Annotated in this window: 26 protein-coding genes; 7 read left to right on the top strand and 19 right to left on the bottom strand. The window is 71.6% G+C overall.

The window, feature by feature from the left end; genetic code table 11:
* Position 1: 1 nt before the first annotated feature.
* The 10 genes from ACT1U9_RS13510 to ACT1U9_RS13555 form a co-directional block, all read right to left on the bottom strand.
* Positions 2-523, bottom strand: coding sequence for an amino-acid N-acetyltransferase (locus tag ACT1U9_RS13510; protein WP_444538544.1), 522 nt, complete (start codon positions 521-523; stop codon positions 2-4).
* A 9-nt stretch (positions 524-532) separates the two neighbouring features.
* Positions 533-967, bottom strand: coding sequence for a BlaI/MecI/CopY family transcriptional regulator (locus ACT1U9_RS13515; protein ID WP_444538545.1), 435 nt, complete (start codon positions 965-967; stop codon positions 533-535).
* Positions 968-1148: 181 nt separating this feature from the next.
* A complete protein-coding gene (locus ACT1U9_RS13520) occupies positions 1149-1328 on the bottom strand; it encodes a hypothetical protein (protein WP_444538546.1) in 180 nt (59 codons plus the stop codon).
* A gap of 14 nt (positions 1329-1342) precedes the next feature.
* A complete protein-coding gene (locus tag ACT1U9_RS13525) occupies positions 1343-1915 on the bottom strand; it encodes a hypothetical protein (protein ID WP_444539100.1) in 573 nt (190 codons plus the stop codon).
* A gap of 156 nt (positions 1916-2071) precedes the next feature.
* The gene (locus ACT1U9_RS13530; RefSeq protein WP_444538547.1) at positions 2072-2926 is read right to left on the bottom strand and encodes an arylamine N-acetyltransferase family protein; all 855 of its coding nucleotides are present in this window, start codon (positions 2924-2926) and stop codon (positions 2072-2074) included.
* 149 nt (positions 2927-3075) lie between these two features.
* Positions 3076-3882, bottom strand: a complete 807-nt coding sequence (locus ACT1U9_RS13535; RefSeq protein WP_188272938.1) for a type III pantothenate kinase — start codon at positions 3880-3882, stop codon at positions 3076-3078.
* A 3-nt stretch (positions 3883-3885) separates the two neighbouring features.
* Positions 3886-4896, bottom strand: a complete 1011-nt coding sequence (gene nadC, locus ACT1U9_RS13540) for a carboxylating nicotinate-nucleotide diphosphorylase (protein ID WP_444538548.1) — start codon at positions 4894-4896, stop codon at positions 3886-3888.
* Between the two features lie 2 nt (positions 4897-4898).
* Positions 4899-6638 carry an L-aspartate oxidase gene (locus tag ACT1U9_RS13545; RefSeq protein ID WP_444538549.1) on the bottom strand — a complete coding sequence of 580 codons (1740 nt, stop codon included), beginning with the start codon at positions 6636-6638 and terminating at the stop codon, positions 4899-4901.
* On the bottom strand, positions 6635-7621 hold the full coding sequence (gene panC, locus ACT1U9_RS13550; RefSeq protein ID WP_444538550.1) for a pantoate--beta-alanine ligase: 987 nt from the start codon (positions 7619-7621) through the stop codon (positions 6635-6637). The genes ACT1U9_RS13545 and panC overlap by 4 nt, the downstream gene beginning before the upstream one ends.
* Entirely contained in the window at positions 7618-8517 is a 900-nt protein-coding gene (locus ACT1U9_RS13555; protein ID WP_444538551.1) for a Rossmann-like and DUF2520 domain-containing protein, read from the bottom strand. The genes panC and ACT1U9_RS13555 overlap by 4 nt, the downstream gene beginning before the upstream one ends.
* Positions 8518-8634: 117 nt before the next feature.
* Here ACT1U9_RS13555 and ACT1U9_RS13560 point away from each other — a divergent pair, with 117 nt between their 5' ends.
* Positions 8635-9819, top strand: coding sequence for a threonine aldolase family protein (locus ACT1U9_RS13560; RefSeq protein WP_444538552.1), 1185 nt, complete (start codon positions 8635-8637; stop codon positions 9817-9819).
* Between the two features lie 10 nt (positions 9820-9829).
* Here ACT1U9_RS13560 and ACT1U9_RS13565 read toward each other — a convergent pair whose 3' ends face one another.
* Positions 9830-10057, bottom strand: coding sequence for a hypothetical protein (locus ACT1U9_RS13565; RefSeq protein ID WP_444538553.1), 228 nt, complete (start codon positions 10055-10057; stop codon positions 9830-9832).
* A 98-nt stretch (positions 10058-10155) separates the two neighbouring features.
* Between ACT1U9_RS13565 and ACT1U9_RS13570 the strand changes: the two genes are divergently transcribed.
* Entirely contained in the window at positions 10156-11244 is a 1089-nt protein-coding gene (locus tag ACT1U9_RS13570; RefSeq protein WP_444538554.1) for a DUF5937 family protein, read from the top strand.
* A gap of 170 nt (positions 11245-11414) precedes the next feature.
* Here ACT1U9_RS13570 and ACT1U9_RS13575 read toward each other — a convergent pair whose 3' ends face one another.
* Entirely contained in the window at positions 11415-12389 is a 975-nt protein-coding gene (locus ACT1U9_RS13575) for a quinone oxidoreductase family protein (RefSeq protein ID WP_444538555.1), read from the bottom strand.
* Between the two features lie 109 nt (positions 12390-12498).
* On the opposite strand from ACT1U9_RS13575, the gene ACT1U9_RS13580 reads away from it, so the two are divergent.
* Positions 12499-12813: an ArsR/SmtB family transcription factor gene (locus tag ACT1U9_RS13580; protein WP_444538556.1), complete on the top strand. Its 315-nt coding sequence runs from the start codon at positions 12499-12501 to the stop codon at positions 12811-12813.
* 105 nt (positions 12814-12918) lie between these two features.
* Here ACT1U9_RS13580 and ACT1U9_RS13585 read toward each other — a convergent pair whose 3' ends face one another.
* Both ACT1U9_RS13585 and ACT1U9_RS13590 read right to left on the bottom strand, forming a co-directional pair.
* Entirely contained in the window at positions 12919-13593 is a 675-nt protein-coding gene (locus ACT1U9_RS13585; RefSeq protein WP_444538557.1) for a response regulator, read from the bottom strand.
* Between the two features lie 86 nt (positions 13594-13679).
* Entirely contained in the window at positions 13680-14894 is a 1215-nt protein-coding gene (locus tag ACT1U9_RS13590; RefSeq protein WP_444538558.1) for a sensor histidine kinase, read from the bottom strand.
* Between the two features lie 146 nt (positions 14895-15040).
* Between ACT1U9_RS13590 and ACT1U9_RS13595 the strand changes: the two genes are divergently transcribed.
* Together ACT1U9_RS13595 and ACT1U9_RS13600 are read left to right on the top strand one after the other, a co-directional pair.
* Entirely contained in the window at positions 15041-16000 is a 960-nt protein-coding gene (locus ACT1U9_RS13595; RefSeq protein WP_444539101.1) for an SAM-dependent methyltransferase, read from the top strand.
* Positions 16001-16231: 231 nt separating this feature from the next.
* On the top strand, positions 16232-17374 hold the full coding sequence (locus ACT1U9_RS13600) for an NADH-quinone oxidoreductase subunit D (RefSeq protein WP_444538559.1): 1143 nt from the start codon (positions 16232-16234) through the stop codon (positions 17372-17374).
* A 77-nt stretch (positions 17375-17451) separates the two neighbouring features.
* Here ACT1U9_RS13600 and ACT1U9_RS13605 read toward each other — a convergent pair whose 3' ends face one another.
* The 4 genes from ACT1U9_RS13605 to ACT1U9_RS13620 form a co-directional block, all read right to left on the bottom strand.
* On the bottom strand, positions 17452-18561 hold the full coding sequence (locus ACT1U9_RS13605) for a hypothetical protein (protein ID WP_444538560.1): 1110 nt from the start codon (positions 18559-18561) through the stop codon (positions 17452-17454).
* Positions 18562-18665: 104 nt separating this feature from the next.
* A complete protein-coding gene (locus tag ACT1U9_RS13610) occupies positions 18666-19649 on the bottom strand; it encodes an ABC transporter substrate-binding protein (protein WP_444538561.1) in 984 nt (327 codons plus the stop codon).
* A gap of 80 nt (positions 19650-19729) precedes the next feature.
* Positions 19730-20416: an ABC transporter permease gene (locus tag ACT1U9_RS13615; protein ID WP_188272923.1), complete on the bottom strand. Its 687-nt coding sequence runs from the start codon at positions 20414-20416 to the stop codon at positions 19730-19732.
* A complete protein-coding gene (locus ACT1U9_RS13620) occupies positions 20416-21102 on the bottom strand; it encodes an ABC transporter permease (RefSeq protein ID WP_444538562.1) in 687 nt (228 codons plus the stop codon). The genes ACT1U9_RS13615 and ACT1U9_RS13620 overlap by 1 nt, the downstream gene beginning before the upstream one ends.
* Positions 21103-21276: 174 nt before the next feature.
* On the opposite strand from ACT1U9_RS13620, the gene ACT1U9_RS13625 reads away from it, so the two are divergent.
* On the top strand, positions 21277-22425 hold the full coding sequence (locus ACT1U9_RS13625; RefSeq protein WP_444538563.1) for an ABC transporter ATP-binding protein: 1149 nt from the start codon (positions 21277-21279) through the stop codon (positions 22423-22425).
* 51 nt (positions 22426-22476) lie between these two features.
* Here the strand turns inward: ACT1U9_RS13625 and ACT1U9_RS13630 are convergent, their stop codons facing one another.
* The gene (locus ACT1U9_RS13630; protein WP_444538564.1) at positions 22477-23589 is read right to left on the bottom strand and encodes an alpha/beta hydrolase; all 1113 of its coding nucleotides are present in this window, start codon (positions 23587-23589) and stop codon (positions 22477-22479) included.
* A 153-nt stretch (positions 23590-23742) separates the two neighbouring features.
* On the opposite strand from ACT1U9_RS13630, the gene ACT1U9_RS13635 reads away from it, so the two are divergent.
* A complete protein-coding gene (locus tag ACT1U9_RS13635) occupies positions 23743-25584 on the top strand; it encodes a phosphatidylglycerol lysyltransferase domain-containing protein (protein ID WP_444538565.1) in 1842 nt (613 codons plus the stop codon).
* Positions 25585-25626 lie beyond the last annotated feature (42 nt).

The raw sequence follows: 25626 nt of genomic DNA on the forward strand, positions 1-25626 counted from the left end.
ATCACAGGTGCAGAAGCATCCGGCTGTTGCCCAAGGTGTTCGGCTTCACTCGTTCGAGACCCAGGAACTCGGCGACACCCTCGTCATAGGAGCGCAGCAGCTCGCTGTAGACATCTGTGTCGACCGGAGTCTCGCCGATCTCGGTGAAGCCGTGCTTCGCGAAGAAGTCCACTTCGAAGGTGAGACAGAAAACCCTGCGCACGCCCAGCCAGCGGGCCGTCCCGAGCAGCTTGTCCAGTACGAGATGACCGACCCCGGAGCCCTTGAAGTCGCGGTCGACGGCGAGAGTGCGCACTTCGGCGAGGTCTTCCCACATCACGTGCAGCGCGCCGCAGCCGACCACCCGGGCATCCGAGTCGCGTTCCGCGACCCAGAACTCCTGGATGTCCTCGTAAAGCGTCACGGTCGCTTTGTCGAGCAGGATCCCCGCGCCGACGTACGCGTCGAGAAGACGGCGTACCGCCGGTACATCGCTGGTCCTGGCCCGGCGGACGGTGACGGCATTTGCAGGGGCATAAGACATGAGCGGACGCTATCGCCCCGGGCCGTCCCCGGTCTCATCGGGCCCGGGCGGGGGCGCGGACTCGGTGTCGGGCGCGCTCTCCATAGGCTGTCCGGCCATCCGTACGGCATCACGCAGAGCTTCCCGCTGCTCCGGCGACATCATCCCGAAGAACGCGACAAGGGCGGCGGCCGGGTTGTCGCTCTGCGACCACGCTTCGTTCATCAGTGCGGCCGCGTAGGCGGCCCGGGTGGAGACGGCGGTATATCGATAGGCCCGCCCGTCGACTTCCCGGCGCACCCAGCCCTTCTGATGGAGATTGTCCATTACCGTCATGACGGTCGTGTAGGCGATGGACCGTTCCTGCTGAAGGTCTTCCAGGACTTCCCGGACGGTGACCGGTCGGTTCCACTGCCAGACGCGCGTCATCACGGCGTCTTCCAGCTCTCCCAATTGGCGAGGCACATCTGCACCATAGTGGGAGATGTCGCGAATGGCTGGTTATTTACGGTGGTGAACAGCAAAAAGAGCGCGCGCCCCGATAAGAGGCGCGCGCTCTTGTCACGCTTACGTGTGCGTGTGCGTACCCGCGTATACGGGTACGCACGGCCGGGCGGGCCGCACGGGCCCGACGGCGGTACGGCTCTCAGGCCTGGCCGGCGGTCGGCTGCTGCTGGGCCGCCTCGGCACGGGCGATCGCGGCGTCGACGGCCGCGTCCTCCTTGCCCTTGTTGGGGCCGCCCTGGCTCTTGACGATCGTCACGATGAGCCCGATGAAGAAGACGGCCATCACCACGGGGGGAACGAGCGCGGAAACGTAGTCCATGCCGACCAGAGTAGCTACCCGGCCGCGCGGGCCGCCGGTGGGGGCGTGGGCTTGCGGCGCGGCGGGAAGACCTCGCCGGGCGTGGGGATGGGGCGCGGCGCCTTGGGCTGCGGCTCGGCCTTGGGCGTCGGCTTCGGCGCCGGCGCCGGCTTCCGGTCGTCGGCCGCGGCCCGCCCGCCCGGGAAGGCGAGCAGACGGGTGCGGGGCCCGGGCGTGGCGGCCGCGAGGCGGGTCCGCACCGACTGCTCGGCCAGGCGCCGGCACCGTTCGAGCAGCGCGGCGGCGACCGGATGGGCGCGCAGGGAGCGCAGCGCCATCAGGTCGTCGGGCTGTGGGTCGTAACCGGCCGCCAGGGCGTCCTGGAGCAGCTCCAGATAGCCGGGCGCGGAGCCGGGCAGGGCGGTGCGGTAACGGGCGAGATCGGCCAGCAGGAAGGCGTGCAGCCGGCTCGCCTCCCGCGTCGCCTCGTCCACGGAGCCGGCGAGCCGCAGGCAGTCCTGGACGTCCGCGTCCGCGAGAGGGGCAGGGTGGAGGGCGACGGCGAGGGCACGTCGGAGCACACGCAGCTCGTCTGCGCTGAAGGCCATTCCGCCGCGGGATCCGTAGGGCGTGGGCATGCGGTGACGATACGTCCTACATGGACAAAATCCGCTTAATGGACGGTGTTCGGCGCGTTGGGCGGGTGGCCGGGCTGTCGCCGGGGTTCCGCGCCCGTGAAGGCCCCCGGCCCCGGCCCGCCCCGCTCAGGTCAACTTCGGCAGCAGGAGCTCGGCGTCCTCGTCCGACAGCTCGATCCCGAACACGTCGGCCAGCACCTTCACCACCTCGTTCGGCTCCAGCTCCCGGCTCTCGGGCAGGCCCGGCTCGCCCGGGCGGACCGTGATCAGCGTCCGGTTGTCCAGGAGGTGCAGCCGGTCCGGGTGCACGCGCTGCACGAAGACGCGGTCGCTGAAGGGCGAGAACGGGCTGCTGGAGCCGAAATGGTTGGTCACCCGGAAATCGGCCGGATACTGCGGGTTGAGCGTGAAGGTGTGCCGGGTCATCCAGCCGTCGCCGGTGTTGTCGACCTGGTCCTCGCCCTCGCGGGCGGGCTGGTAGAGGGTGTACCCGTCGGCGCCGGGCGTGACCTCCCCGCGCCGCAGCCGGTACGCCCAGACCCCGTCCGTGGTGTCCGTCGCGTCGGTCAGCCCGATGGGCTCAAGAGGGCTCGCGCCGAAGCCGATGTCGCTCAGCCAGCGCTTGCCGTCCAGCTCCACGATCACCATGGCGTGCGTCTCGGGCCGCACCTTGGCCGCGCCCATCTGGACCCGGCCCTGGACCGCGAAGAACGTGAAGCCCAGGCGCTCCAGGGCGGCGGCGTAGAGGGTGACGTGCTCGTAGCAGGTGCCACCGCGCGCGTTGCCGATGAGCTTGGCCTGAACCGACGCCAGGTCGAGCGGGCGGTGCTTGCGCAGCACCGCCTCCAGGTTCTCCCAGCGCACCGAGAGCACATGGGCCCGGTGCAGCGCGCGCAGCGTCTCCAAGGAGGGCGAGCGGTCACCTTCGTGACCGAGGTGGGCCAGATAGGCGTCGAGGTCGAGTGCGTCGCCGTTCCACATGCGCGGGCTCCTGGTGTCATCACGTCAATCGCCGAAATACGTACGACGGTTGGAGCGATGCGGGAGGTGGCGGTATTCCGCCGCTGAGCTCGGCCCTTCGGCCTAGGGCCGGGGTCCCTGGGTGCGGGGCCCCGGCCTGGCGTGCGCAACTACAGGCGCGAGATGTTGCGTTCGTACACCAGCCGCAGGCCGATCAGTGTCAGCCACGGCTCGTGTTCGTCGATCACGTGCGACTCGCCCAGGACCATCGGCGCGAGGCCGCCCGTCGCGATGACCGTGACGTCGTCCGGGTCACCGCCGGGGCCGACGAGCTCGCGGGCCATCCGGGTCACGACGCCGTCGACCTGCCCGGCGAACCCGTACACGATCCCGGCCTGCATCGCCTCGACGGTGTTCTTGCCGATCACCGCGCGCGGGCGGGCCAGTTCGATCTTGCGGAGCTGGGCGCCCTTGACGCCGAGCGCCTCGACCGAGATCTCGATGCCGGGCGCGATGACGCCGCCCGCGTACTCACCGCGCGCGCTGACCGCGTCGAACGTGGTCGCGGTGCCGAAGTCGACGACGATCGCCGGGCCCCCGTAGAGCTCGACCGCCGCGACCGCGTTGATGATGCGGTCGGCGCCGACCTCCTTCGGGTTGTCCATGAGGATCGGCACGCCGGTCTTGATGCCGGGCTCGACCAGGACCGCGGGGACGTCGCCGTAGTAGCGGCGGGTCACCTCGCGCAGCTCGTGCAGCACCGACGGCACCGTCGAACAGATCGCGATGCCCTCGATGTTGTCGCCCAGCTCCGCCCCGAGCAGCGGGTGCATGCCCATCAGACCGTTGAGCAGGACCGCCATCTCGTCGGCGGTGCGGCGCGCGTCCGTGGAGATGCGCCAGTGCTCGACGACCTCCTCGCCGTCGAACAGGCCGAGGACCGTGTGCGTGTTGCCTACGTCGATCGTCAGGAGCATCGGTTACTCCGCCTCGCGGAGGTCGAGGCCGATGTCGAGGACCGGGGAGGAGTGGGTGAGCGCGCCCACCGCCAGGTAGTCGACGCCGGTCGCGGCGTACGCGGCGGCGTTGTCCAGGGTCAGGCGGCCCGAGGACTCCAGGAAGGCGCGCCCGGCGACCAGTTCGACGGCCTCGGCGGTCTGCTCCGGGGTGAAGTTGTCCAGCAGGATCAGGTCGGCGCCCGCCGCCAGGACCTCGCCGACCTGGTCGAGCGTGTCGACCTCGACCTCGATCGCCAGGCCCGGGAACGTCTCCCGTACGGCCTTGAACGCCTCGGCCACACCGCCCGCCGCCACCACGTGGTTGTCCTTGACCAGCGCGGCGTCCGAGAGCGACATCCGGTGGTTGACGCCGCCGCCGCAGCGGACCGCGTACTTCTCCAGGGCGCGCAGCCCCGGCGTGGTCTTGCGGGTGTCGCGGACCTTGGCCTTGGTGCCCTCAAGGGCGTCCGCCCACGCGCGCGTGGCGGTCGCGATGCCGGACAGGCGGCACATGATGTTGAGCGCGCTGCGCTCGCCGGTGAGCAGGTCGCGGGTGCGGGTGGTGACGCTGAGCAGCTTCTGCCCGGCCTCGACGCGGTCGCCGTCCTGGACGTGCCGCTCGACCTCGAACTCCTCGGTGCAGACGATCGAGAGGACCGCCTCCGCGATGTGCAGACCGGAGACGACGCCCGCCTCGCGCGCGGTGAAGTCACCGGTGGCGACGGCCTCTTCGGGCACGGTCGCCGCGGTCGTCACGTCCACGCCGCCGTCCAGGTCCTCCTCGATGGCGACGTGCGCGATGTCCTCGACCTGCACGGGGTCCAGGCCCGCCTCGGCGAGCAGCACGGCGAGCGAGGGGTCCAGCCCGCACTCGTAGACGTCCTCGTCGCCGCAGCCGCAGTCGTCGCCGCAGCCGCCTGCGCCGGCGGGGGCGCCGATCTGGATCAGCGGTACGTCCACCGGCTCGGGACGGATTTCGTCGGGGGTGCTCACGGTTACGGCTCCCTGGGGGCGTCGGAGACGGTCGGAGAGACCGTCGGGGGGAAGTCTGCTGAATCGGTACGGCGGAGGTCGAGCGTACGGTCCGGTGTCACCCGTACGACGAGGTGGCGCTGCCAGTCCTGGTCGTCGCGGTCGGGCCGGTCCTCGCGCCAGTGGCAGCCGCGGGTCTCCTCGCGGGCGGCGGCCGCGGCCACCAGCACGCGCGCGACCAGCAGCAGGTTGGTGGTCTCCCACGCCTCCACGCCGGGCTCGGCGGCCTTGCGCTCGTCGAAGCCGTCGGCACCGGCCCGGATCGCCTCCAGACGGGCGGCGGCCTCGGCGAGGCTGTCGGCGGAGCGCAGCACTCCGGCGCCGTTGGTCATGGCGCGCTGGATCTGGATGCGCGCCTCGGGGGCGAGGAGGGGGCAGACGGGGGCGTCCTCGGCGGGGACGGCGGCCTCGGCGGCGGCCACGCGTGCGTGGCCGCCCTCCGCGATGTCGGCCGCGATGCGCTCGGCGAAGACCAGGCCTTCCAGAAGGGAGTTGGAGGCGAGCCGGTTGGCGCCGTGCACTCCGGTGCAGGCGACCTCACCGCACGCGTAGAGGCCGGGAACGGTGGTGCGGCCGCGCAGGTCGGTGCGGACGCCGCCGGAGGCGTAGTGGGCGGCCGGGGCGATCGGGATGGGCTCGGTGACCGGGTCGATGCCGTGCGCGCGGCAGGCGGCGAGGATGGTCGGGAAGCGCTGCTCCCACATCTGGGCGCCGAAGTGCCGCGCGTCCAGGTACATGTTCTCGGTGCCGTGCAGCTGCATCTGGCGCGTGATCGCCTTGGCGACGATGTCGCGCGGGGCGAGCTCGGCCAGCTCGTGCTGCCCCAGCATGAACCGGGTCCCGGAGGCGTCGACGAGGTGGGCGCCCTCTCCCCGTACGGCCTCGGAGACCAGCGGCTGCTGGCCCTCGGAGTCGGCGCCGAGGAAGAGCACCGTGGGGTGGAACTGGACGAACTCCAGGTCGGAGATCTCCGCGCCCGCGCGCAGCGCCAGGGCCACGCCGTCGCCGGTGGACACCGCCGGGTTGGTGGTGGCCGAGAAGACCTGGCCCATGCCGCCGGTGGCGAGCACCACGGCGGGGGCGCGGACGGCTCCCACGCCGTCGTGCTGGCCCTCGCCCATGACGTGCAGGGTGATGCCCGCGGTGCGCCCGTCCTCGTCCCGCAGCAGGTCGAGTACGAGGGCGTTCTCGATGGTCCGTACGGCCTGTTCGCGGACCGCCTCGACCAGCGCGCGCGAGATCTCGGCGCCGGTGGCGTCGCCTCCCGCGTGGGCGATGCGGCGGCGGTGGTGGCCGCCCTCGCGGGTCAGGGAGATCTCGCCGGACTCGTCGGTGTCGAACCGGGCGCCGGTGGCGATCAGGCGGCGGAGGGCGTCCGGGCCCCCGGTGACCAGGGTGCGCACCGCGTTCTCGTCGCACAGGCCCACGCCCGCGACCAGCGTGTCGTCGAGGTGCTGCTGGGGCGTGTCGCCCTCGCCGAGCGCCGCCGCTATGCCGCCCTGCGCCCAGCGCGTGGAGCCCGCGTCGAGCCGGGCCTTGGTCACCACGACGGTGGCGAGGCCCGCGGCGGTGCAGCGCAGGGCCGCGGTGAGGCCCGCGACGCCCGAGCCCACGACCACGACGTCCGCGTCGATGGCCCAGCCGGGGGCGGGGGCGTCCAGCCGTATTCCGGTCGCGGTCGGACCGTCGGTCGTCCTGGTCATTCGGGGGCTCCGAAAGTCAGCGGGATGTTGTCGATGAGGCGGGTGGTGCCGACGCGCGCGGCGACCGCGAGGACCGCCTCACCGGCGAAGCCCTCCTCGGCGTCGCCGAACGTCGCCGGGTCGACCAGCGCCAGATAGTCGAGTGTGATCGGGGGCTCCGCCTTGGCGGCCTCGTCGAGGACGCTCTGGGCGGCGGCCCGCACGACCGCCGGGGAGGGACCTGCGGCCTCCACCGCGTACGCGTCGGCGGCCGCGCGGGCCTCGCCGATCCGGGAGAGCGCGACGGCGCGCCCGGCGCCCGCGCGCGAGGCGGCGGCGCGCGCGTGGAGGGCGTGTTCGGCGGTGAGCCGGTCGCGGGCCGCGAACAGCGCGCGAGAGAGGGCGAGCGCGGTGGTGCGCTCGGCCGTCGACAGGTAGCGGTTGCGGCTGGAGAGCGCGAGCCCGTCGTCCTCGCGGACGGTGGGGACGCCGACGATCTCCACGGGGAAGTTCAGATCGCGCACCATCCGCCGGATCAGGGCGAGTTGCTGGGCGTCCTTCTGGCCGAACAGGGCGAGGTCGGGCGCGGTGAGGTGGAGCAGCTTGGCGACGACGGTGAGCATGCCGTCGAAGTGGCCGGGGCGCGAGGCCCCTTCCAGGCGCTCGCCCATGGGCCCGGCCGTGATGCGGACCTGCGGGTCCCCGCCCGGGTACACCTCGTCCACGGAGGGCGCGAACACGGCGTCGGCGCCCGCCCGTTCGGCGATCTCGCGGTCCGCGTCCAGGGTGCGCGGATAGCGGTCCAGGTCCTCGCCCTCGCCGAACTGGAGCGGGTTGACGAAGACCGTGACCACGACCTGGCCGTCGGGGCCGACCGTCTCGCGCGCGGTGCGGACCAGGGTGGCGTGGCCCTCGTGCAGAGCGCCCATGGTCATGACGACGGCGCGGCGCCCGGCGCGCTCCAGGGCGGCCAGCTCGGCGGCGGTGCGGACCAGTCGGCTCATCGGTTCTCTCCGTCCGCGAGCACGCCCAGCAGGTCCTCGGCGAGCTCGGGCTTCAGCAGGCCGTGGGCGAGTGCCCGGTCGGCGGTCGTACGGGCCATCGCCAGGTATCCGGCGACGGCGGCGGGGGCGTGCTTGCGCAGCTCGGCCACGTGCGCCGCGACCGTGCCCGCGTCACCGCGCGCGACGGGGCCGGTCAGGGCCGCGTCGCCGGAGCGCAGCGCGTTGTCGAGCGCGGCGCCGAGCAGCGGGCCGAGCATCCGGTCGGGCGCCGCGACACCGGCGGTGCGCAGCAGCTCCATGGACTGGGCCACCAGGGTGACCAGGTGGTTCGCGCCGAGGGCGAGGGCCGCGTGGTAGAGCGGGCGGTTCTCCTCCTCGATCCACTCGGGCTCGCCGCCCATCTCGATGACCAGCGCCTCGGCGGCCAGGCGCAGCTCCTCGGGCGCGGTGACGCCGAACGAGCACCCGGCCAGGCGCTGGACGTCGACGCTGGTGCCGGTGAAGGTCATCGCGGGGTGCAGGGCCAGCGGGAGCGCGCCCGCGCGCGTGGCGGGCGCCAGGACGGCCGTCCCGTACCGCCCGGAGGTGTGCACCATCAGCTGTCCGGGGCGTACGGCGCCGGTCTCCGCGAGGCCCTCCACCAGGCCCGGGAGCGCGTCGTCGGGGACGGTGAGCAGCACCAGGTCGGCGGCGGCCAGCACATCGGCGGGCGCCACCAGGGGCACGTCCGGCAGCAGCGCGGCCGCCCGGCGCACGGAGGCGTCCGAAACGCCGGAGACCGCGACCGGGCGGTGCCCGGCGAGCTGGAGCGAGGCGGCGAGGGCAGGGCCGACCCGGCCGGCACCGACGACGCCGACGGTGAGGCGGGCTGGGCGGGTCTCTGGCTGTGCGTTCACGCGGCGGGGGCCTTCCGTTCCAGTCCGCGAGGGGTACCGGACGATTTCCCCGTCATGCTACGCCCAGGTTTCGATAACCCCTGTGGTTGTCCACAGGCTGTGGGTGATGATCGGAACATGGAAGATCAGCAAGGACAGCTCGACAACGAACCCGGCGCGAACGGCAGCGAGCAGGATGCGCGCCGGCGCAGGATCGCGGCGTGGCGCGCCTCCGAGCGCACGCTGTGCCGGATGCCCGGCGAGTTCAGCATGGGCGAGCGGCTGACCGCCCTCGCCGCCGACGCGAGCACTGTGTACGACACCACCGAGATGCCGGACTTCTACGGCGACGGCGTCGTCACCGAGCTGGAGCGGCGCACCGCCGACGCGCTGGGCTTCCCGGCGGCGGCGTTCTTCCCGACCGGCACCATGGCCCAGCAGGCCGCCCTGCGCGCATGGGCCGGGCGCACCGGGAACGCGACGGTGGCGCTGCACCCGCTCGCCCACCCCGAGGTGCACGAGCGGCGCGCCTTCACCACGGTCAGCGGGCTGCGCACGGTCCACCCGACGGACGCGCCCCGGCTGCCCACGGCCCAGGAGGTACGCGACTTCGAGGAGCCGTTCGGCACCCTGATGCTGGAACTGCCGCTGCGCGAGCCGGGGTTCGTGCTGCCCACCTGGCAGGAGCTGACCGACGTGGTCGAGGCGGCCCGCGAACGGGACGCGGTGGTCCACTTCGACGGCGCCCGCCTGTGGGACTGCGTCGTCCACTTCGACCGCCCGCTGGAGGAGATCGCGTCCCTCGCGGACAGCGTCTACGTGTCGTACTACAAGAGCCTGGGAGGCCTTTCGGGCGCCGCCCTCGTAGGACCCGAGTCGCTGATCGAGGAGACCCGCACCTGGCGCCACCGCTACGGGGGCCAGCTCTTCCAGCAGTATCCGGCGGCCCTGTCGGCGCTGGTCGGGCTCGACCGGGAGCTGCCGAAGCTGCCGTCGTACGTCGCCCACGCGCGCGTAGTGGCCGAGGGGCTGGCGGACGGCTTCGCCAAGGCGGGCGTGCCGTGGTTCCGGATCAACCCGGAGGTGCCGCACACCCACCAGTTCCAGGTGTGGCTGCCGTACGAGGCGGACGCCTTGGACGACGCCGGGCTCGGCCAGGCCGAGGAGACGGGCGTGGCGCTCTTCCGCCGCTGGTTCCCCGCGCCCGCGGGCGGGCCGCCCGGGGTCGCGTGCACCGAAGTGACGGTGACGGAGCCGGGCCTTCAGTGGTCGGCGGGGGACGTACGGGACGCCGTGGCCGAGTTCGTACGGAGGTTGGGCTGACGCCGGGCGCTCAGTGGCAGGCCGGGGTGCGGTGGTGGCGCGGGGAGGGCAGGAGGCGGGCGAGGGCGGCGCGCAGGCGACCGTGGGCGAGGTGGCCGGCGAGGACCGCCTCGAAGCGCCGGTAGTCGCGCGCTTCGCGCAGGGTGCGTACGTCGTACGTTCCCGGCAGGGGCGGTGCGGGCTCCTGGAGGCGGGCCGCGCGGTAGGTGTCGAGCATCTGCTGCTGAATGGCGTCCATGCATCCAGGCTGCGCCTGTCCCGGCCGCCCGGCACGTCGATTGACCAGGGGCGTCAATCGACGGGTTCGTTGTCGGTGCGGCGGTGCACCATGGGCGCATGAGCGTGTGCATCGACATCACGGGACTGCCGCCGGAGCGGATCGTTTTCGGGCCCTCTCCCCTGGCGGAGCTGGGCGCCGCCCTGCACGCGCTCTCCGAGCCCGCGCACCACGCCCGGCTGCACGGCTGGATCACCACGACGGCGTGCGGGCTCAAGCCGGAGCTCGCCGACCGGCTGCACGAGGCGGACTTCCTGTGGCGCTCCACCCGCTCCGACATCCTGATGCCCGCCCACCCGCGCGAGACCCTGGCCGAGGAGCTGGACGACCTCGACCGGATGGACGACGAGAAGTACGTGGCGGCGGCGCTGGAGATCTCCTGCGCCAGCCTCTACAACGAGGGGGCGCCGTCCCCGCTGGTCGACGAGCGGATGCGGAACCGGGCCCTGGAGCTCGCGGCCGCGCGCGGCCCCCGCCAAGCCGCCTTCGTCCAGCGGATCCTGCTCGATCCGCCGGGGGCGCGCGCGTGGATACGGCGGCTGCTTGAGGACTGCGACGAGGCGTTCTTCGGCGACACCTGGAAGCGCGTACGGGTCCAACTCGCCGCCGACGCGCGGCACAAGACGGAGCTCCTGAAGCGCAAGGGGGTGGCCGAGGCCATCGGCGCGGTCTCGGGCGCGGTCACGCTCGAAACGTACGAGGGCCGCGAGCGGGTCGTCGTCGACAAGCTCAGCCATGGGCGCACCAGTGCGGCGGGGACGGGTCTGACGTTCATCCCCACCGCTTTCGGCTGGCCGCATCTGTTCGCGCTGCACGCGCCGGGGTGGCAGCCTGTCGTCCAGTACCCGGTGTCCACCGGCGAGTTGGGCGGGTCCGCGCCGGTGGACGTGGTGAAGGCGCGCCTCGAAGCCGTCGCACACCCCATGCGGATGCGGCTGTGCCGCAGTCTTGCGCGGGGGGCGTATACGACGAGCGAGCTGGCGGACTCGTACGGGATCAGTGCGCCTGAGGTGTCCCGGCACCTTTCTGTGATGAAGAAAGCCGGGCTTCTTACTACGCAGCGGCGTGGGCGCTATGTGTTGCATCAGCTGGACGTGGCTGTGGTTGCCCGGCTGGGCAGTGACTTCTTGGAAGGGGTGCTTCGCTAGCCGCCAGCCGCTTCGCGGGGGGCGTGTTTTTCGCCTGCGGCCCGGTGGGGGCTGGTCGCGCGGTTCCCCGCGCCCCTTAGGCAGTCCGCCGCAGCCGGAGAACTGGCTCAGCCACAGTCCTTTAGGGGCGCGGGGAACTGCGCGACCAGCCACCCACGGTCCGTAGACGGCTAGTTGACCCGCAGCAGCAGCTTCCCCGTGGACGTGCGGCCCTCCATCAGGCGGTGGGCTTCGGCCGCCTCCTCCAGGGGGAACTCGGCCGTCACCGGGAGCTTCACCCGGCCGTCCGCCGCCAACGCGAACGCCCTGCCCGCGATCTCGCGCAGGGCATCGGGGGCGCCCTGCGCCAGGGTCAGGATCGAGAAGCCGGAGATCGAGAGGGCGCGGGGGTAGAGCTCGGGCTGGCCGACCTGCCAGGCGGGCTCGCCGCCCGCGTTGCCGTACGAGACGAGCCGGCCGAACAGGGCCAGCGCGTCGAGGCCCCGGCGCAGGGTCTCGCCGCCGACCGGGTCGAGGACGAGGTCGACACCCCGGCCACCGGTGGCACGGCGTACGTCCTCGGCGAAGGTGGAGGTGAGGAACGCGTCGTCGTACCCGTGCTCACGCGCGTACGCGGCCTTGGCCTCGCTGGACACCACGCCGTACACCGCACCCGCGCCCGCGAGCTTCGCGAGCTGCCCGACGACCGTGCCGACGCCGCCCGCCGCGCCCTGGACCAGCACCGTTTCGCCCGCCCGCAGCCGCCCCACCTCGTGGATCAGCGCGTGCGCGGTCGGCAGGACGGTGGGCAGCGTCGCGGCCGTACGCAGATCGACGCCCTCGGGCACCGGGAAGACGGTGGCGGCCGCGACCACGGCGACGTCCGCGTAGCCGCCGCCCTCGGCCATCGCGGCGACCTCCTGGCCGACCGCGAGCCCCTCGACGCCCGCGCCGAGCGCCCGTACCCGCCCGGAGACCTCAAGGCCCGGCACGAACGGCAGGGACGTGACCCGGTAGCCGTCGGAACGGGCCTTCACCTCGGCGAAGTTGACCCCGGCGTACGCCACGTCGATCGCGACCTCGCCCGGCCCGGGCGCGGGCGCCTCGGCCTCGACCAACCGCAGTACTTCCGGACCGCCCAGCTCGCTGACCTGAATCGCACGCATGACGTGGTTCCCCCTCGCCGCATAAAGTGTTCAATGAAGGTCGAACACTCGGGAGTGTATGACCCTCATCGAACACCAGGCAAGGACCGGCTGAAGGAAGGACCAGCAAATGACCCATCGCGCGGCCCCTGAGCACACGCATCCCGAGAAGGTTCCGCTGATCACGGCGCTGGACGCGCTCGGCGACCCCGTCCGCCTCCAACTCGTGCGCGAACTGGCCGAGTCGGAGGAGTGGACGCGCAGCTGCGGCTCGTTCGACGTGCCCGTACGCAAGGCGGCGCTCAGCCATCACTTCGCGGTGCTGCGCGCCGCCGGGCTGGTCGAGCAGCGCGACAACGGGCCCAAGCGGGTGAACCGACTGCGCCGCGAGGAGTTCGACTCCCGCTTCCCGGGGCTGCTGGAACTGGTCCTGCGCGGCGACTGACCGCCGGGGACCGCAGAAAAGCGCCCCGCCGCCAGGGCATGGCCCTCTCCGCGTTCCGCCGGGCCCCCACCGGACCCGCACGCCCGCGGGACGCCTCACTCCGGTCTACAGCCCCCCGGCCCGGACCAGCCCCGTCTCGTACGCGAGGACGACGACCTGGACCCGGTCCCGCAGACCCAGCTTCGTCAGGATCCGGCCGACATGGGTCTTCACGGTGGCCTCCGAGAGGACCAGACGCGCCGCGATCTCGCCATTCGAAAGACCCTGCGCGACCAGCAGCATGACCTCGCGCTCGCGCTCGGTCAGCTTCTCCATCGCGCTTCCGCCGGGCCCGCTCTCCTTGCCGGTCGTCGGCAGCATCGGGGCGAACCGGTCGAGCAGCCGCCGGGTGGTCGAAGGGGCGACGACCGCGTCGCCGCTGTGCACCGAGCGGATGGCGCCGAGCAGTTCGGCCGGCGGGACGTCCTTGAGCATGAAGCCGCTGGCGCCCGCCTTGAGGCCGGAGAACGCGTACTCGTCCAGGTCGAACGTGGTCAGGATCAGCACCTTCGGGTGCTCCTCGGCCGAGCAGATCCGCCGGGTCGCCTCCACCCCGTCCAGCCTCGGCATCCGTACGTCCATCAGCACCACGTCCACGGCCGTGGCACGGAGGATCTCGATCGCCTCCGCGCCGTCGCCCGCCTCCGCGACGACCTCCATGTCCGGCTGCGCGGCGAGCACCATCCGGAAACCGGTGCGCAGGAGCACCTGGTCGTCGACGAGCATCACGCGGATCGTCATCGGGTCCCTTTCATCACGACGTACGGGTAAACGTGGCGTACAGGAAAACAGCGGGGCGTGGAAGCAAGCATGGGGCGCACGGATTGCTAGTGCGCGGGCTTGAGCGGGAGCAGGGCGCTGATGCGGAAGCCGCCGCCCGGACGCGGCCCCGCGTCCAGGGTGCCGCCGACCATCCCGACGCGCTCGCGCATCCCGATCAGACCGTGCCCCTGGCCGTCCGCGCCGCCGTCCTCGTACACCTCGTGCACGGCGCCGCGCCCGTCGTCCTCGACCAGCAGGCCGAGCCCGTCGTCGAAGTAGACGAGCCGCACGCTGGCGCCCGCGTCCGGGCCGCCGTGCTTGCGCGTGTTGGTCAGCGCCTCCTGCACGATCCGGTACGCGGTGAGCTCGACGCCGCTGGGCAGCGGGCGCGGGGTGCCCTCGATCTTGAAGTCCACGGTGAGCCCGGCCGTACGCACCTGCTCGACCAGCTCCTCGATCTGCTCGACGTCCGGCTGCGGCACGTACTCCCCGGCCTCCCGGTGCTCGCCGGTGCGCAGCACGCCCAGCAGACGGCGCATCTCGGCGAGCGCCTGGCGCCCGGTCATGGAGATCGTCTCCAGGGCGATCTTCGCCTGGTCGGGCGCGCTCTCCATGACGTACGCGGCGCCGTCCGCCTGCACCACCATCACCGAGACGTTGTGCGCGACCACGTCGTGGAGCTCGCGCGCGATACGGGCGCGCTCGGCCGCGACCGCGACCTTGGCCTGCGCCTCGCGCTCCTTCTCAAGCCGGGCGGCGCGCTCCTCCAGCTGGGCGAAGTACGCCCGGCGGGTGCGCATCGAGTCGCCGAGGACCCAGGCGAGGACGAACGGGACGGTCATCACGACGGCGACGAACGCGACCTGCCCCGCGCTCATGGTGCTGCTGCCGTCGCCGTACTCGTTCGGCCAGCGCCACATGGCGATCATCGAGGCGACGAGCGAACCGCCGAGCGCGAGCCGCGAGGCCCAGCGCTCGCCGACGGCCGCGGCCGTGTAGATGGCGACCAGCATGGCCATGTCCGCCACGTTCGGCCGGACGTTCAGGGCGAGCTGCGCCAGGCCCATCACTATCGCGAGCACCAGCATCTTCTCGGGCGCCCGCCGCCGCAGCGCGACCACGACACCCAGCCCCGCGGCACAGAGCAACGCCGCCGCGGTCGAGCCGTGGCTGCTGTGGTTGGACACGTACGACATGCCGGAGATCCCGAACAGGAAGACGGCCCAGAGGGTGTCGACCGCGGTCGGGTGTCTGCGGATGAAGTCGTAGAGGCGCTGCACGTAACCCAGCGTAGGGAAGCCGGATCGGTGCATGGGTCAACCGGAGGGTCGATCCGGGTCGCCCGGGCGTACTCCCCAAGGTGGAGGGCCCCTAGCCTTTCCCTGTGAGGTACGAGGTGACGGACGGGTCGGACGGCGTGAGCGATGTGACGGACGAGGCGGTTGCGGGCGACTGGTGTGGCTGGGCCGAGGCGACCGAGCGGGCGTTGTACGGGCCCGGCGGCTTCTATCTCCGGCCCGAGGGTCCCGCGGGTCACTTCCGTACCTCCGTGCACGCCTCTCCCCTCTTCGCCGGAGCCGTCGCCCGGCTGCTCCAGGAGGTGGCGGCGGAGCTGGGCGGGGGCGAGGTCACCTTCGTCGACATGGGGGCGGGGCGGGGCGAGCTGGTCACGGGTGTGCTGGCCGCGCTGCCCGCCGACTTCCCGGTACGGGCGTACGCCGTGGAGCGCGCGGCGCGTCCGGCCGGGCTCGACGCGCGCGTGGCCTGGGTCGCGGAGCCGCCGCAGGGCGTACGGGGGCTCCTGTTCGCCAACGAGTGGCTGGACAACGTCCCCGTCGACGTCGCCGAGGCCGACGCGGACGGTGTGCCCCGCCAGGTCCTCGTCCGCTCCGACGGCACCGAACGCCTCGGCGCGCGCGTGGCGGACGCGGACGCTCGCTGGCTGGAGCGGTGGTGGCCGCTGCGGGAGCCGGGGGCGCGGGCGGAGGTGGGGCGGGCGCGGGACGCGGCGTGGGCGGGGGCGGTGTCGACGCTTTCGGCGGGACTGGCGGTCGCGGTGGACTACGCGCACATGGCCTCCGCGCGGCCGCCCTTCGGCACGCTCACCGGGTTCCGGGCGGGGCGGGAGTGCGCGCCGGTGCCGGACGGGAGCTGCGACATCACGTCGCATGTGGCCCTTGACGCCTGCGCGGGGCCCCGGGGCGAACTCGTCCCCCAGCGTGAGGCCCTGTCCCGCCTCGGTGTGACGGGCGCCCGTCCGCCCCTGTCCCTGGCCTCGACGGACCCGGTCGCGTACGTACGGGCGCTGTCCCTGGCGGGTGAGGCGGCGGAGCTGGTGGCGCGGGGCGGGCTGGGGGACTTCGTGTGGCTGCGGGAGCGGGTGTGACGGGGGTTCGCCTGCGGCGCTTGCCCCACCCCGCCCCTTCCCGGAACTCTCCGAGGGATCCGCGCCACCAGGAGGGCCCGAAGGGCCCATTAAGGGGCGCGGGGAACTGCGCGACAAGCCCCCACCGGCGGTCAGCCGAACACGGGCGGGGGCGAAGCCCCCGAGGGGGTCCGGGCGCGTAGCCCGGGGCGGGGTGGGGGAAACACCCCCCGGCCGGGGATACTGTCGCCCATGACGGAGACCACGGTCGGCATCGGCGGCGCGGCGGAGAGCACCGACATGGTGCTCAACATCGGCCCGCAGCACCCCTCCACCCACGGCGTGCTCCGCCTCCGCCTCGTCCTCGACGGCGAGCGCATCCAGCACGCCGAGCCGGTCGTCGGCTATATGCACCGCGGCGCCGAGAAGCTCTTCGAGGCGCGCGACTACCGCCAGATCGTCATGCTGGCCAACCGCCACGACTGGCTCTCCGCCTTCTCCAACGAGCTCGGCGTGGTCATGGCCGTCGAGCGCATGCTCGGCATGGAGGTCCCCGAGCGCGCGGTCTGGACCCGTACGCTCCTCGCCGAGCTGAACCGGGCCCTCAACCACCTGATGTTCCTCGGGTCGTACCCCCTCGAACTGGGCGGAATCACCCCGATCTTCCACGCCTTCCGCGAGCGCGAAGAGCTCCAGCACGTGATGGAGGAGGTCTCCGGCGGGCGCATGCACTACATGTTCAACCGCGTCGGCGGCCTCAAGGAGGACCTCCCGCTCGGCTGGCTCGGCCGCGCCCGCGACGCCGTCGCCGCCGCCAACTCGCGGATGGACGTGTACGACCGGCTGGTGCTGGGAAACGAGATCTTCCGGGGGCGTACGCGGGGCGTCGGCATCCTGTCGCAGGAGGCCGTGCACGCGTACGGCGTCAGCGGCCCCATCGCGCGCGGCTCCGGCGTCGACTTCGACCTGCGCCGCGACGAGCCGTACCTCGCGTACGGCGAGCTCCAGGACACCCTGCGGGTCGTCACCCGCACCGAGGGCGACTGCCTGGCCCGCTTCGAGGTGCTGCTCGCCCAGACCCACAACGCCCTGGAACTCGCCGACGCCTGCCTCGACCGGCTCGCCGAGCTGCCGCCCGGCCCGATCAACCAGCGCCTCCCGAAGGTCCTGAAGGCCCCCGAGGGCCACACCTATGCCTGGACCGAGAACCCGCTCGGCATCAACGGCTACTACCTCGTCAGCAAGGGCGAGAAGACCCCGTACCGCCTCAAGCTCCGCTCGGCCTCGTACAACAACATCCAGGCCCTCACCGAGCTGCTGCCGGGAACGCTGGTCGCGGACATGGTCGCGATCCTGGGTTCGCTGTTCTTCGTCGTCGGCGACATCGACAAGTAGGCGGCACAAGTAGGCGGCATACAAAAGGACGGGCCCACGCGGAGCGGGCCCGTCCTTTCAGTTGTCGTGTACGGACGTTACGAGATCGCCGACCGCAGCCGGACCACGTCCAGCTGCTCCGTCTCGTCGTGCGCCGTCAGGTCGATGACCTTGCCGACGACCCGCTCGGGGCCGCCCTTGGGGCGCTCCGCGAGGACCTCCTCGCCGACCACGTCGGCCAGGTCCTCCTCCTCGGCCGCGGCTATCGCGGCCCGAGTGGCCTGGGTGGCCTCCTTCTCGGCGGCCTCCTTCTCGGCGTCGGTCCCGAAGAAGTCGAAGCGGCCCTCGGGCCGTACGGCCGGGCGCGCGACATACGGGACGACCGCCGAGGCGACCGGCGCCGGGGCCGCGGGCAGCGCGGGAAGAGCGGCGGACGCCGGGCGTACGTGCTCCCCGCTCCCGGCGGCCGCCGAGCGCTTCCCCTGCGGCTCCTCCGGCTTCGAGGAGTCGCCGGAGTCCTGTGCAGAGTCCCGGGCCGCGTCCGCCTTGCGGGGCTGCTCGATCTGCCGGGGCTTGCCGACCAGTTCGGCCCGCGCGGACTTCTCCGACGCCCTGCGCGCCTCCTCGGCGGCAGCCGCCTGCCGGGCCTCCTGAGCCCGACGTACGTACGGCAGGTTCTCCAGGGCCAGGGACGCGGCCGTGTACGCCGCCGGGCCCGGCAGGCCGGACGTCGCGGGCAGCTCCTTGGGGGCGGCCGCCTCCAGGGCGAGCCGGCGGCGGCCCTCCAGGGCGCTGGCCCGCTCGGTCTCCGCCGTCGCGTACCGACGCAGCAGCGCCGCATGTTCGCCGCGCAGCCCGGCGAGCTCCATGCGCTTGGCGCGGAGCTTGGCGTCCAGGCGGCCGCGCAGCTCGCGCGACTCCTCCAGGTCCGCCTCCAGCTCGGCGATCCGCTCCTCGGTGCGCCACTGGTCGGCGGCGCGCGAGCGGGTCAGCTCGGCGACCCGGCGACCGGCGGCCCGGTCCCAGCCGCGCATCAGCACGGAGCCGGTGACGGCGGCCACCGCGGCGGCCGCGGCGATGCTCCTCAGTGCCAGTGGCTGATCGAACAGCCAGGCGCCACCGGCGCAAAGGACCGCGGCACCGGCGACGGCGGACGGTGGAAGAAGTCTGTGCAGAGGAGGGGAATGGCGGTGGCGTCCACGTGGCATGGCCTGAAATTTACCGTGCGTAGACGCCCAATGGAGCCCCAGCCCGCCAATCTCCCGAATCTTCTTGCCACCCATAGCCAACCGATGGCCGACCGACGGCTTTTCTACTTCTTGATCAGCCCCTTCGACTGGAGATAGTCCTTCGCGACGTCGGCGGGCTTGGCCCGCTCCGCGTCCACCTTGCGGTTCAGTTCGACGAGATCACTGGTCGTCAGCGCCTTGGTGAGCTTCGCGAGTACGTCGGCTATCTCCGGGGTGCCGGCGTCCTTCGCATTGACCACCGGAAGGATGTTGTCGGCGTTCTGGAGCTTCTTGTCGTCCTCAAGGAGGACCAGGCCGTACTGGTCGAGCGTCGCGTCCGTGGTCGTGGTCAGCACCAGCTGGTCGGCACCGTCCTTGACCGCCTGCTTGGACTGCGGGGTGCCGACGCCCTTGGGGTCGATCCCGCTGACGTCGATGCCGTACTTCGCCTTGAGGCCCGGCGCGCAGAACGGCCGGATCGTGCACTCGTCGCCCGCCGCGATCTTGACCTTGACCTTCGACCTGCCAAGATCCGAAAGGGTCTTGAGGTTGTTCTTGGCGGCGAATTCCTTGGTCACCGCGAACGCGTTCTGGTCGACGGCCGCGCCCGACGGGAGCGCCTTCAGCCCGCGCGGACCGGCGATCTTGGTGAGCTCGGCGACGGTCGCCGTGACATCGCTGGAGGCGAGCGGCTTGTCCTTCGCCTTGTCGCCGTTCACCTTGGCGTTGAGGAATTCGGTAAGCGTAGCCGCGTATTCCGGAACGACGTCGATCTCGCCCTTCTCCAGGGCGAGTTCATACAGCTCGCGGTTCTTCACCGTGGTGATCGAGGTGCCGTATCCGGCGTCGTGCAGGATCTGGGCGTAGAGCTCGGCGAGGACGGCGGACTCGGTGAAGCCGGCGGCGCCGACGGTCAGCGAGCCCTTCTTGCCGCCCCCGCCGCTACTCGAACTACTGCCGCTCTTGTCCTTGTCCTTCTCCAGGCTGTCGCCGCCGCACGCGGCCAGCGAACCGGCCAGTGCCACCGTGCCGAGGACCGCACCGGCCGTGCGCAGGATCTTGCTCATGAACGTTCACCATCCGAGAGTTCGAGGAGTCCGAAGGATCTGAAGGGTCCGGCGATTTCGAGGAGGAGTCCGCCGTCGGCTCAGGCGGCCGTGGGCCGTCCGCCGCGTCGCCGCAGCGGGCTGAACAGCCGGTCGGCCACCACCAGCACGCCCTCGACCAGCAACGCGAGCAGCGCGGCGAGGATCGCCCCCGCGACCACCTGCGGTGTGTTGTACGTGGCGAACCCGGCCGTGATGATCCGGCCGAGGCCCCCCAGGCCCACCATCGAGGCGATCGTCGCGGTCGCCACCACCTGCACCGCCGCCGACCGCACCCCGATCATGATCAGCGGATACGCGAGCGGCAGCTCCACCCGGGCGAACAGCTGCGGCCCGGACATCCCCATCCCGCGCGCGGCCTCCACGACCGACCGGTCCACTTCCCGCATGCCCACGTAAGCGTTGGTCAGCAGCGGCGGCACCGCGAAGAGCACCAGAGCGATGATCGTCGGCAGGTACCCCTCCTTGCGCAGCGGGGTGAGCATCAGCAGGGCGAGCACCGCGAACACGGGCACGGCCCGGCCCACGTTGGAGATGTTGACCGCGAGCGCGCCGCCCCGGCCGAGGTGCCCGAGCCACAGGGCGATCGGCAGCGCGATGGCGCAGGCCACCAGGAGCGAGACCCCGCTCACGTACGCGTGCTCGCCGAGGCGGTGCCAGGCGCCGTCCTCGCCCGACCAGTTGGACCCCGTCGTCAGCCAGGTCCAGGCGTCCGCCATGACCCCCATCAGCGCGCCCCCGCCGTCGTCCGTATCCGCGTCCAGGGCGTGAGCAGCCGCTGGAGGCCGAGCAGCAGCAGGTCCGCCACCAGCGCGAGCAGCACGCACAGCACGGACGCGGTGAGCACCTGCGCCTTGAACGTGGACTGCACCCCGTCGCCGATGAGGTTGCCCAGACCGCCCTTGCCGACCACCGAGCCGACCGTGGTGAGCGCGACCGTCGACACCGTCGCTATGCGCACCCCGGCCAGCAGCGCCGGGAGGGCGAGCGGCAGCTCGACCTCGACCAGCATGCGTATGCGCCCGTATCCCATCCCCCGTGCGGCTTCCCGCACTTCGGCCGGGACCGCTTCGAGGCCCGCCAGGATGTTCCGTACGAGGATCGTCAGCGAATAGAGCACCAGGCCGGTGACGACCAGCGACGCCGAGAGGCCGAACACCGGGAGCAGCAGCGAGAACATGGCGAGCGACGGCACCGTGTAGAGCACGGTCGTCAGGGTCAGCACCGCTCCCGCGACCGATCTGCGGCCGCGCGCGAGGAGCGCCAGCGGCAGCGCGATCGCCAGCCCGATCAGCACCGACACCGCCGTGATCCAGACATGCTGGACCGTGGCGTCGGTCAGCTCATGGCTGCGGGAGCGCACGTACTCCCAGCAGATCCAGTCGTTGCGCACCAGACAGTTCTGCGCTGCCACGGTCCCCCACCTCCCCCGTCGGATCTCCCCGAATCCCCCGAACGTATGTCTGGCGACCTTATCCCCGACCACTGACAATCGCCGAGAGCCGGCCGGCGGATCCGCTCATCGCACACAGAGCGGCAACATGGGGTTCACACACGCGGGATCGAACACCGGCCACAATGGGGAACCATGATCCGATTCGAGCATGTCACCAAGCGGTACGCCGACGGCACCACCGCCGTCGACGACCTCTCCTTCGAGGTGGCCGAGGGTGAACTGGTCACGCTCGTCGGACCGTCGGGCTGCGGCAAGACCACCACGATGAAGATGGTGAACCGGCTGATCGAGCCGAGTGAGGGCCGGATATTCCTGGACGGCGAGGACATATCCACAGTCGACCCGGTCCAACTGCGGCGCCGTATCGGCTATGTGATCCAGCAGGTCGGGCTCTTCCCGCACAAGACCGTCCTGGAGAACACCGCGACCGTCCCGCATCTGCTCGGCGTCAAGCGCGCCAAGGCCCGTGAGCGCGCGGCCGAACTCCTCGACCTGGTGGGCCTCGACCCCAAGGTCTTCGGGTCCCGCTACCCCGAACAGCTCTCCGGCGGCCAGCGCCAACGGGTGGGCGTGGCACGGGCGTTGGCGGCGGACCCGCCGGTGCTGCTGATGGACGAGCCGTTCGGCGCGGTCGACCCGGTGGTGCGCGAGCGGCTGCAGAACGAGTTCCTGCGGCTTCAGTCGCAGGTCCGCAAGACCGTCCTGTTCGTCACCCATGACATCGAGGAGGCGGTCCGCCTCGGCGACCGCATCGCGGTGTACGGCGAGGGCCGCATCGAGCAGTTCGACGCCCCGGCGGCCGTGCTGGGCGCCCCCGCGACCCCGTACGTGGCGGACTTCGTGGGCGCCGACCGGGGTCTGAAGCGCCTCTCGGTGACGCCCATCGAGGAGGGCGACCTGGAGCAGCCGCCCGTGGTGCGGCTCGACGACCCGCTCCCCGCCGACCTGGGCGCCCCCTGGGCGGTCGTCCTGGACGGCTCCGGCGATCTGCACGGCTGGATCTCCGCCGAGGCCACCCGGGGCAAGAAGGGCACCGTGCGCGAGCACGCCCGCCGGATGGAGGCCTGGCTGCCGGTCGGCGCCTCCCTCAAGCAGGCGTTCGCGACGATGCTCCAGTACGACGCCGGCTGGATCGCGGTGATCGACAACGCGGAGACGGGCCGGTTCCTCGGTGTGCTCACCCCGGCCCGCCTCCACGAGGCGCTGCGCCGCTCGATCGACGCGGACGCCCAGGACGTCCCGCGTGCGGAAGTCGAAGTGGAAACGATCAGTTCACGCTAAACACGCCAAAGCGGCCGCCGAGGCGGCCGATGATCGTCCCGATGAATTCGATCAGTTGCCGGTGAGACGGCTGCTGATCCACTCCAGGGTCGGCGGGATCTCGCGCCGCCAGGTGTTGAAGTTGTGCCCGCCGCTGTTGAGCGTGATCGACGACACGCGCGCGGGCGACTTCACCTTCTCGATGAACTTCAGCGTCGGCTTCAGGTTGTCCTCGCCCGACTTCGAGCTGGTGACCAGGAACGACGACTTGCCCGCGGGCACGTGGTCCAGGGCCCACAGCAGGTTGGAGCGGTCGCGCTCCTTCTTGTTGCCGTGGAAGAGATCACCGGTGGTCGGGTCGCTGGCGGCCTTGTAGTACGCCGACAGGCCCGCGCTGGCGCCGAAGACCTCGGGGTGGTGGATGCCGATCTTCAGGGCGCAGTAGCCGCCCGTCGAGTTCCCGATGAAGCCCCAGTTCTGGGGCTTGGTGCCGACGCGGTACGTCTGCGAGACAGCCTTGGGGAGGTCCTTGGCGAAGAAGGTCTCGGTCTGCGGGCCGCCCGGGATGTCCACGCACTCGGTGTCACGCGGCGGAGCGACGGTCGGGCGCATCATGACCAGGATCATGGGCTGCGCCTTCTTCTGCTTGACCTGCGCCCATGCCGTCTTCGGGTACCTCAGCCCTTTGATCAGGTTCTCGGCGGTACCGGGGTAGCCGGTGAGGACCACGGCGGCGGGAAAGTTCTGCTTCTCGTACTTCTTCTGGAAGTACTCGGGGGGCAGATATACGTAGGCGGGGCTGGCTATTTTGGACTGCTGGCCCGAGACGACGATCTTCTGGATCTCACCCCCCATGGCGCGGTTGCCGGCGCCCGGGGTGTCGGGCTTCTCCTTGCCCGTGACCTTGATGTCCTTGCTGCCGGCGGAGTGGTCGACCACCACGCCCATGTCCTGCTCCTGACCGAAAAGGTCCGCCCAGGAGCCGTAGAAGAGGAAAGAGTTGTTGGCCGCGAGGCCCACCGAGGCGAAGAGCATCAGCTGCGTGCCGAGGAGCAGGCCGATGCGGCCCACGACGGCTCGCCAGCTGCGCTTGGCCAGTCGCGGCCAGAGCCAGATGGTGAGCCCGAAGAACACCACCGCCAGAACGACGGCGAGTGCCAGGACCGTGTTGCTCGTGAGACCCATGAGTCGTAGAAACTTTCTGACTGAGATTTTCCTGAGACCGAGGGAACCCGCCCCCTGGAAGTGCCGTCCTAGAGGGCGCAAATTGTCCGGAAGACAGCGGCTACCTTGTCACTGTTCCGACAACCAGGATCTCTCGCGGAGTCACGGGAAGCGATGTCTGTCAGGATAGATGGGGACAAAAAGGGTTCGGTTCCGGCCGGCGCGCGCAAAGTCCTCCGCGGACCGCGCCCCGACTCGGTTCCCTCACTGGTCGGCACGGCTGCGACCTTCGTAGGCCTGCTCAACATCGCCGCAGGCATCTTCCCGCGCTTCCGCGCCAGCAGGATGCACGCTGTGACGGAAGTCCTACCGGGCACGACGGGTCCCTTCGCGGCAGCCCTGGCGCTCAGCACCGGCGTCCTGCTGCTGCTCCTGGCCCACGGCCTGAAGCGGCGCAAGCGGCGGGCCTGGCGGGCCGCGGTCGCCCTGCTGCCGATCGGCGCGGTGGCCCAGTTCCTGTACCGGCACTCGATCATCGGCGTGCTGATCTCGCTCGCGCTGCTCGTGCTGCTGGTCCGCCACCGCGACGAGTTCACCGCGCTGCCCGACCCGCGCAGCCGCTGGAAGGCGCTGGCCAACTTCATCCTGCTCGGCTCCGGCTCGCTCGGCCTCGGCCTGGTGATCGTCTCGGTCCACCCGGGCCGGGTCGTCGGCAACCCGTCGATCGCCGACCGTATCCAGCATGTGATGTACGGCCTGTTCGGCTTCGAGGGCCCCGTCGAGTACGCGGGCGACACCAGCTGGACCGTCGGCTACTCGCTGGGCGCGCTCGGCCTGCTCACCGCGATCACCACGATCTACCTGGCCTTCCGCCCCGAGCACCCGGCCGCCCGGCTCACCGAGGACGACGAGCGCCAGCTGCGCGACCTGCTCGCCAAGCACGGCGCCCGCGACTCGCTGGGCCACTTCGCGCTCCGCCGCGACAAGGCGGTCGTCTTCTCCCCCAGCGGCAAGGCCGCCGTCACCTACCGCGTCGTCTCCGGTGTGATGCTCGCCTCGGGCGACCCGATCGGCGACGTCGAGGCCTGGCCGGGCGCCATCGAGCGCTTCATGGACGAGGCCAAGGCGCACTCCTGGACGCCGGCCGTGGTCGGCTGCTCGGAGACGGGTGGCGAGGTGTGGACCCGCGAGACCGGGCTCGACGCCTTGGAGCTGGGTGACGAGGCGGTGGTGGACGCCACGGATTTCTCCCTTTCCGGGCGCGCCATGCGGAACGTACGCCAGATGGTCAAGCGCATCGAGCGCAATGGCTACGAAACCCGCGTACGGCGCGTTCGTGATCTCTCCGTAGGTGAGCTGGAACGGATTCAGCGGGCCGCCGAGGCCTGGCGCGGCACCGACACCGAGCGCGGCTTCTCGATGGCGCTCGGGCGGATCGGCGACCCGGACGACGGCGACTGCGTGATCGCCACCGCCCACAAGGCGGACGACGACGGCTCGGGCGAGCCGGGGCCGTACGGCGACCTGAAGGCCATGATCCACTTCGTCCCCTGGGGTAAAGACGGAATGTCGCTGGAGCTCATGCGCCGCGACCGGTCCGCCGACCCGGGCATGAACGAGCTGCTGATCGTCGCCTCGCTGCAGGCCGCTCCGAAGCTGGACATCGAGCACGTCTCGCTGAACTTCGCGATGTTCCGTTCGGCCCTGGCGCGCGGCGAGAAGATCGGCGCCGGCCCGGTGCTGCGGCTCTGGCGCGGACTGCTGGTCTTCCTGTCCCGCTGGTTCCAGATTGAGTCGCTGTACAAGTTCAACGCCAAGTTCCAGCCACGCTGGGAGCCGCGCTTCATGGTCTACCGCGCCCACGGTGACCTGCCGCGCATCGGCTTCGCGGTGATGCAGGCCGAGGGCTTCGTGAACCTCGCCCTCCCCCGCCCCTTCGCCCGCTTCAGCCGCGCCAACCGCAAGCGCCCGTGCGCACACCTCGCGTCGACGGAGAGCGAGGTACGGGCCGCGTAAGCCTGGCTTGTGGCTTTTAGGGGCGCGGGGAACTGCGCGACA

Source organism: Streptomyces sp. BR1 (assembly GCF_052373795.1).
Lineage (GTDB): Bacteria > Actinomycetota > Actinomycetes > Streptomycetales > Streptomycetaceae > Streptomyces.

Excerpts from the sequence above, each read along its gene's own strand:
- ACT1U9_RS13530 (WP_444538547.1), bottom strand. The coding sequence starts at position 2,926 with ATGTGGAACGGCGACGCACTCGACCTCGACGCCTATCTGGCCCACCTC.
- ACT1U9_RS13600 (WP_444538559.1), top strand. The coding sequence starts at position 16,232 with ATGACGGAGACCACGGTCGGCATCGGCGGCGCGGCGGAGAGCACCGAC.
- ACT1U9_RS13605 (WP_444538560.1), bottom strand. The coding sequence starts at position 18,561 with ATGCCACGTGGACGCCACCGCCATTCCCCTCCTCTGCACAGACTTCTT.
- ACT1U9_RS13570 (WP_444538554.1), top strand. The coding sequence starts at position 10,156 with ATGAGCGTGTGCATCGACATCACGGGACTGCCGCCGGAGCGGATCGTT.
- panC (WP_444538550.1), bottom strand. The coding sequence starts at position 7,621 with ATGAGCCGACTGGTCCGCACCGCCGCCGAGCTGGCCGCCCTGGAGCGC.
- ACT1U9_RS13610 (WP_444538561.1), bottom strand. The coding sequence starts at position 19,649 with ATGAGCAAGATCCTGCGCACGGCCGGTGCGGTCCTCGGCACGGTGGCA.
- ACT1U9_RS13510 (WP_444538544.1), bottom strand. The coding sequence starts at position 523 with ATGTCTTATGCCCCTGCAAATGCCGTCACCGTCCGCCGGGCCAGGACC.
- ACT1U9_RS13520 (WP_444538546.1), bottom strand. The coding sequence starts at position 1,328 with ATGGACTACGTTTCCGCGCTCGTTCCCCCCGTGGTGATGGCCGTCTTC.
- ACT1U9_RS13575 (WP_444538555.1), bottom strand. The coding sequence starts at position 12,389 with ATGCGTGCGATTCAGGTCAGCGAGCTGGGCGGTCCGGAAGTACTGCGG.
- ACT1U9_RS13560 (WP_444538552.1), top strand. The coding sequence starts at position 8,635 with ATGGAAGATCAGCAAGGACAGCTCGACAACGAACCCGGCGCGAACGGC.
- ACT1U9_RS13535 (WP_188272938.1), bottom strand. The coding sequence starts at position 3,882 with ATGCTCCTGACGATCGACGTAGGCAACACGCACACGGTCCTCGGCCTG.
- ACT1U9_RS13565 (WP_444538553.1), bottom strand. The coding sequence starts at position 10,057 with ATGGACGCCATTCAGCAGCAGATGCTCGACACCTACCGCGCGGCCCGC.
- ACT1U9_RS13625 (WP_444538563.1), top strand. The coding sequence starts at position 21,277 with ATGATCCGATTCGAGCATGTCACCAAGCGGTACGCCGACGGCACCACC.
- ACT1U9_RS13630 (WP_444538564.1), bottom strand. The coding sequence starts at position 23,589 with ATGGGTCTCACGAGCAACACGGTCCTGGCACTCGCCGTCGTTCTGGCG.
- ACT1U9_RS13525 (WP_444539100.1), bottom strand. The coding sequence starts at position 1,915 with ATGGCCTTCAGCGCAGACGAGCTGCGTGTGCTCCGACGTGCCCTCGCC.
- ACT1U9_RS13635 (WP_444538565.1), top strand. The coding sequence starts at position 23,743 with ATGTCTGTCAGGATAGATGGGGACAAAAAGGGTTCGGTTCCGGCCGGC.
- ACT1U9_RS13545 (WP_444538549.1), bottom strand. The coding sequence starts at position 6,638 with ATGACCAGGACGACCGACGGTCCGACCGCGACCGGAATACGGCTGGAC.
- ACT1U9_RS13585 (WP_444538557.1), bottom strand. The coding sequence starts at position 13,593 with ATGACGATCCGCGTGATGCTCGTCGACGACCAGGTGCTCCTGCGCACC.
- ACT1U9_RS13580 (WP_444538556.1), top strand. The coding sequence starts at position 12,499 with ATGACCCATCGCGCGGCCCCTGAGCACACGCATCCCGAGAAGGTTCCG.
- ACT1U9_RS13615 (WP_188272923.1), bottom strand. The coding sequence starts at position 20,416 with ATGGGGGTCATGGCGGACGCCTGGACCTGGCTGACGACGGGGTCCAAC.